This is a genomic window from Paraburkholderia sp. CNPSo 3281, from assembly GCF_024206515.1.
GTDB classification, from domain to species: Bacteria; Pseudomonadota; Gammaproteobacteria; order Burkholderiales; family Burkholderiaceae; genus Paraburkholderia; species Paraburkholderia nodosa.
Genome location: NZ_JAMBPS010000122.1, coordinates 1 through 4227, shown reverse-complemented (window position 1 = coordinate 4227; position 4227 = coordinate 1). Strand labels below are relative to the sequence as shown.

The following is a 4227-nucleotide window of genomic DNA, read 5'->3' as shown; positions in this document are numbered from 1 at the left end:
CTAGTCCACTGCGTCATTGAATTGGCACCGGTCGAACCCGGCGCGATGGATCGTCATACTTCCACTTGATCGGCTTCGGGCTTTTGTTGTGCTCGCTGATATAGCGCATCAGTTTGCGATCCAGATCCTTCACCGAAGTGAAGATGCCGCGAGCGATCACATCGCGCTGGATGCGCGAGAACCAGTTCTCCACCTGGTTCAGCCACGACGAGTAGGTCGGCGTGAAGTGCAGGCGCACGTTGCGATGCGCGTCGAGGAAGTCGGCGACCCGCTGCGTCTTGTGGCTACTGACGTTGTCGCAGATCACATGGATTTTCCTGCGTTTTGGCTGGCTGGCGACAACATCGGTCAGGAAGGCCATGAACTGTTCGCTGGTGTGGCGCGCGGCCGTCTTGCCCAACACTTCGCCGGTGGCGGTGTTAAACGCCGCGAACAGGCTGAGCGTGCCATTGCGCTTGTACTCGAAGCCATGACTCCCAGTGTGTCGAGCCGTCGGCGGGTTTGTGCTTGAGGGTACGGTTGAGCACCCGCGCTTCCAGTCTGGCCGGCGGCTGCGTGGGCGCGCGCCCGGGATGCCGGGCGTACATGCCGGCCAACCGCTCGCTGAGGAAGCGCCCCGACCAGCGCGAGATGAAGCGCGAGTCACAGCAAAGTATGCGCATGATGCTGTCGCGCGATTCGCCGTCCTCGAGCATCAGGATCAACTTTGCGCGTCGCACGTCCGCTGCGCGTACCGTCCGGCTGCGCGCAGCAGACAGAAGTTGTTCGCGTTCGGTATCCGTCAGATTCATTTTTCCCATAACCGATATCTGAGCACAGATGGGGTGCCAATTCAATGACGCAATGGACTAGTCAACGGACTGATCTCGATATTTGTGAGCGTCGCTGGTTGCGTTCTGCTACTGCTATACGCGCTTGTGTGCCGTCCGTGGCGTTCGCACAATGATGGCCTAGGCTTTTGGCACCAGATGTTGATCGCGCTATATGCTGTTTTGTACTGGTGCGCGGTGTTAACGAGAGGGCATTGATTGCCCACATCGATCGCGTATGGGTTGTGTGACGGGCAGTTGTAGATTGATGTGCCGGGATGGCTCCCGCTCATCCAGCTACGGCGTCAGATACAGTTTGTCCGGAACCTCACATCTCCTACATCCGTCGGCCCGATTGGAAGAAATACATCACACCACATCGAGATGACCTGGCTCCGTTGGCAGAGTCGTAGTTGCACGCAGCGCTAGCGACCTACAGTCGTACGCGTACCCCGTGCACAGGCTCACCGGACGGCCACCGCGCAAACTTGCTGCGATCTGGTTGAGCGCTTACCGCCTCACATCGCAAAACTCACACCATCGCAGGGCATTGAGTTCGACTGCGGCCGCGCTTGAAACCCTTACCGATCGACGCATGGCGGTGTTGGCTCAAGTTTTGCTTTTGCTTTTCGCGGGACCATTACGGGTGGATTGAATGACGACTGAACACGAAATCAAATCTCACGGCGCTGCTGTCTCAGCCGGCGTTTTTGCGCGCGCGCCCCACACGGTTGCGGAGCCTGCGCGTGCAACGGACCTGCGACCCTTGTCTGGACGGATCACGGGGGACTGCGTACACGCAGGAGGAATGCCGCCACCTCGCGTTCGAATGGATCGCGCCAACGTACATCGCGCTCGTCGAGCGTGGCTTACTGAGAGTCGTCGCGCGAGGCAGTTGTGCACGGCAATGGGCGGAGTGCATGGAGTCGACTGGATTACGGCTGGGCCGTGCGAGGGCAGGCGCATCGCATTCTATCGGGCAACACCTACGGAGGCGGCATGACCTGCATTGTGGCGCTGACGGATGGCAGGAAGGTCTGCATGGGTGCCGATTCGGCTGGAGCAAATGGTTGGTCCATGAGCACGCGCGCCGACCCCAAGATTTATCGGGTGGGGCCGTTCCTGATCGGCTTCACGTCGTCCTTCAGGATGGGGCAGCTTCTCGGCCATAATCTGACCGTCGCGCCGCGCCCTGAAGGTACGGATGTGCTGGTCTTCATGTGCACGACGTTCGTTGAAGCGGTACGCGCTTGCTTTACCCGAGGTGGATTCGCACGCAAGGACAGCGAACGGGAATCGGCTGGCACTTTTCTGGTCGGGTACGAGGGGCGCATTTTCCGGATTGGCGACGACTATCAGGTTGGCGAAAACGCCGTGAACTTCGATGCCTGTGGTAGCGGCGAACAGGTGGCGCTGGGCTCGCTACATACCACCGCCGGAATGCCGATGCGGCCAGAAATCAGACTCGAACGCGCCCTGGCTGCGGCGGCCGAATTTTCAATGGGAGTCCGTGGCCCGTTCCGGATAGAAGTGCTGGACGGCCAGACCGCTCAACGGTCGAACGACGAAGCGGTAAGCGACGTTTGATCTAGCAGCCGCTCACTGGCGACGAATGGGTGGTGGTCGAGTCGCTCTTCGGCCCGCAGACACGTGGCCCTGCCGTCCGCGCGTCGCCAGTCTGCGGGCTGAACGCCATCCTGCATGTGCTCACCAAGAAATGCCGGTGGGTGCATCTGCCGCAGCACCTCGGCTACCCGTCCCACATTGCCGTCCGGCATAACTCCAGGCGCTGGCAGCAGAAGGGCACGATGGACGTCGTGGTTGCGGCTCTGGCGCAGCACGGTCGCGTACTGAGGCCGGCCACGCCCCAGAATGAGATCGGTGTAGACGTCGCGCTCGGCGGGAAGGACAAAACGGTAATCACGCCGCGGTACGACAACGACTTCGCCGAACACCGGGTAGTTCTCCAGGAAGATCAAAGCGGGAAAACTGAAAGTGGATGAAAGCAACAACGTCTTCAATTATTTTGGAATGCGTAGTATTCCGTCACTGATTTTCTGTGTGAACGGAAAGGAATACGACGGATTGGCCGGGACGTCTTCTTTAAGGTTGAAGGACGAATGCCGGGCTTGCACGTGTTCATGGCCGGGAATGTGCGACAGGCGTTGTGGCGGAGAACGCGCGGCGCGAGTCATACGCGGCGCTTCCCATGCCGCGCATGACCAACACCTACATGTTCAATGGCGACCAGGATCGGCAGGAAACTATCGAGTCGGTGAAGAACGGCCTGTACGCGGTGAATCCCGGCGGCGGCCAGGTCGACATCACGAACGGTAAGTTTGTGCTCTCGGCGTCCGAGGCGTACATGATCGGGAACGGCAAGATCACCGGTCCGGTGAAGGGCGCGCCGCTGATTTGCAGCGGTCCTGAACCGGTGAAGTACGTTAGCATGATCGGCAACGACATGTCGCTCGACACGGGCGTCGGCGTTTGCGGCAACGAAGGCCTGCGCGTACCGGTCGGCGGCGTTGTTGCCTGAATACAGAGGAATTTCCATGCTGCCTACCGCAACGATTCAGGATCCGAAGGACTACAGCATCAACGGCCGATTCGTCCGGCGCTTCCTCCGATTGGCGCGTCCGTATTGGACGCGCCCGCGCGCGTGGCGTTCATGGCTCGTGTTGGGCGCATGTACTGCCTTTTCGATCGTGGACACTGCACTCGGTGCCAAGCTGTCGTTTCTCACCAGAGAGATGAGCGATGCACTGGTATCGCGCCACGCGGTGTCCTACTGGCACCTGTTCACCCTTTTTACGTTGGTGGGCCTGGTCATCAATGGCGGCGTGGTTAGCCTGTTTTTCAACTTCGTGGTGAGTCGGTTGACTTTCCACTGGTGGGCGTGGCTGACACGCGACCTGGTGCGGCGTTATCTGAATGGCCGTGTGTATTTTCGTATCGAGCAGGACAACGATGTCGATAATATTGACCAGCGAATCCAGCAGGAAGTCGGGCCGTTCTGCAGCATGGCCGTAACGTTGCCGTGGGTGTTGCTACACGCGGGATCTGGATTGGCGGTTCAGGGCTGGATCCTCAAATCGATTGCGCCAGCGTTGTTTTACGGTGTGCTCGCCTATGGTGCCGCGACCACGGTCATTACGTGGTGGCTGTACGGGAGTGTCTGAATTTTTGTGTGCAAGGCAGATAAAAGCCTGCCGTCTGGCAGGCTCATCAATTGCATTCTACAAATGATTTCTGGTGAAGCGATCCTCGTAGAGGATCGCGAACTGGTTCATCGCGGCTTTCCAGTCATGCGCGGCACGGCTCCAGTCAGCCGTGATATTGCGCAAGGCCAGCCAGAGCAGTTTGGTCGCGGCCTCGTCCGTCGGGAAGTGCCCACGCGTCTTGACGATCTTGCGTA

Annotated in this window: 3 protein-coding genes and 3 pseudogenes; 4 read left to right on the top strand and 2 right to left on the bottom strand. The window is 59.4% G+C overall.

Annotated elements, in window-relative coordinates; translation table 11 throughout:
* Positions 1–13: 13 nt before the first annotated feature.
* Positions 14–800, bottom strand: a pseudogene (locus M3I56_RS40300) (IS630 family transposase).
* 1008 nt (positions 801–1808) lie between these two features.
* Between M3I56_RS40300 and M3I56_RS40295 the strand changes: the two are divergent.
* The 4 genes and pseudogenes from M3I56_RS40295 (at position 1809) to M3I56_RS40280 (ending at position 3991) form a co-directional block, all read left to right on the top strand.
* The gene (locus M3I56_RS40295; protein WP_254358608.1) at positions 1809–2396 is read left to right on the top strand and encodes a hypothetical protein; all 588 of its coding nucleotides are present in this window, start codon (positions 1809–1811) and stop codon (positions 2394–2396) included.
* 29 nt (positions 2397–2425) lie between these two features.
* Positions 2426–2812 carry a transposase gene (locus tag M3I56_RS40290; RefSeq protein WP_133190741.1) on the top strand — a complete coding sequence of 129 codons (387 nt, stop codon included), beginning with the start codon at positions 2426–2428 and terminating at the stop codon, positions 2810–2812.
* Positions 2813–2976: 164 nt separating this feature from the next.
* Positions 2977–3348: pseudogene (locus M3I56_RS40285) on the top strand (metallopeptidase TldD-related protein); the annotation flags it as partial.
* Positions 3349–3364: 16 nt separating this feature from the next.
* The gene (locus tag M3I56_RS40280; RefSeq protein WP_254358607.1) at positions 3365–3991 is read left to right on the top strand and encodes a hypothetical protein; all 627 of its coding nucleotides are present in this window, start codon (positions 3365–3367) and stop codon (positions 3989–3991) included.
* A 57-nt stretch (positions 3992–4048) separates the two neighbouring features.
* On the opposite strand, the pseudogene M3I56_RS40275 reads toward M3I56_RS40280, so the two are convergent.
* Positions 4049–4227 (bottom strand): annotated as a pseudogene (locus M3I56_RS40275) (IS256 family transposase); the annotation flags it as partial.

What these genes read in the sequence shown, in the direction of transcription:
- M3I56_RS40295 (WP_254358608.1), top strand. Translation starts at nt 1,809, where the DNA reads ATGACCTGCATTGTGGCGCTGACGGATGGCAGGAAGGTCTGCATGGGT.
- M3I56_RS40280 (WP_254358607.1), top strand. Translation starts at nt 3,365, where the DNA reads ATGCTGCCTACCGCAACGATTCAGGATCCGAAGGACTACAGCATCAAC.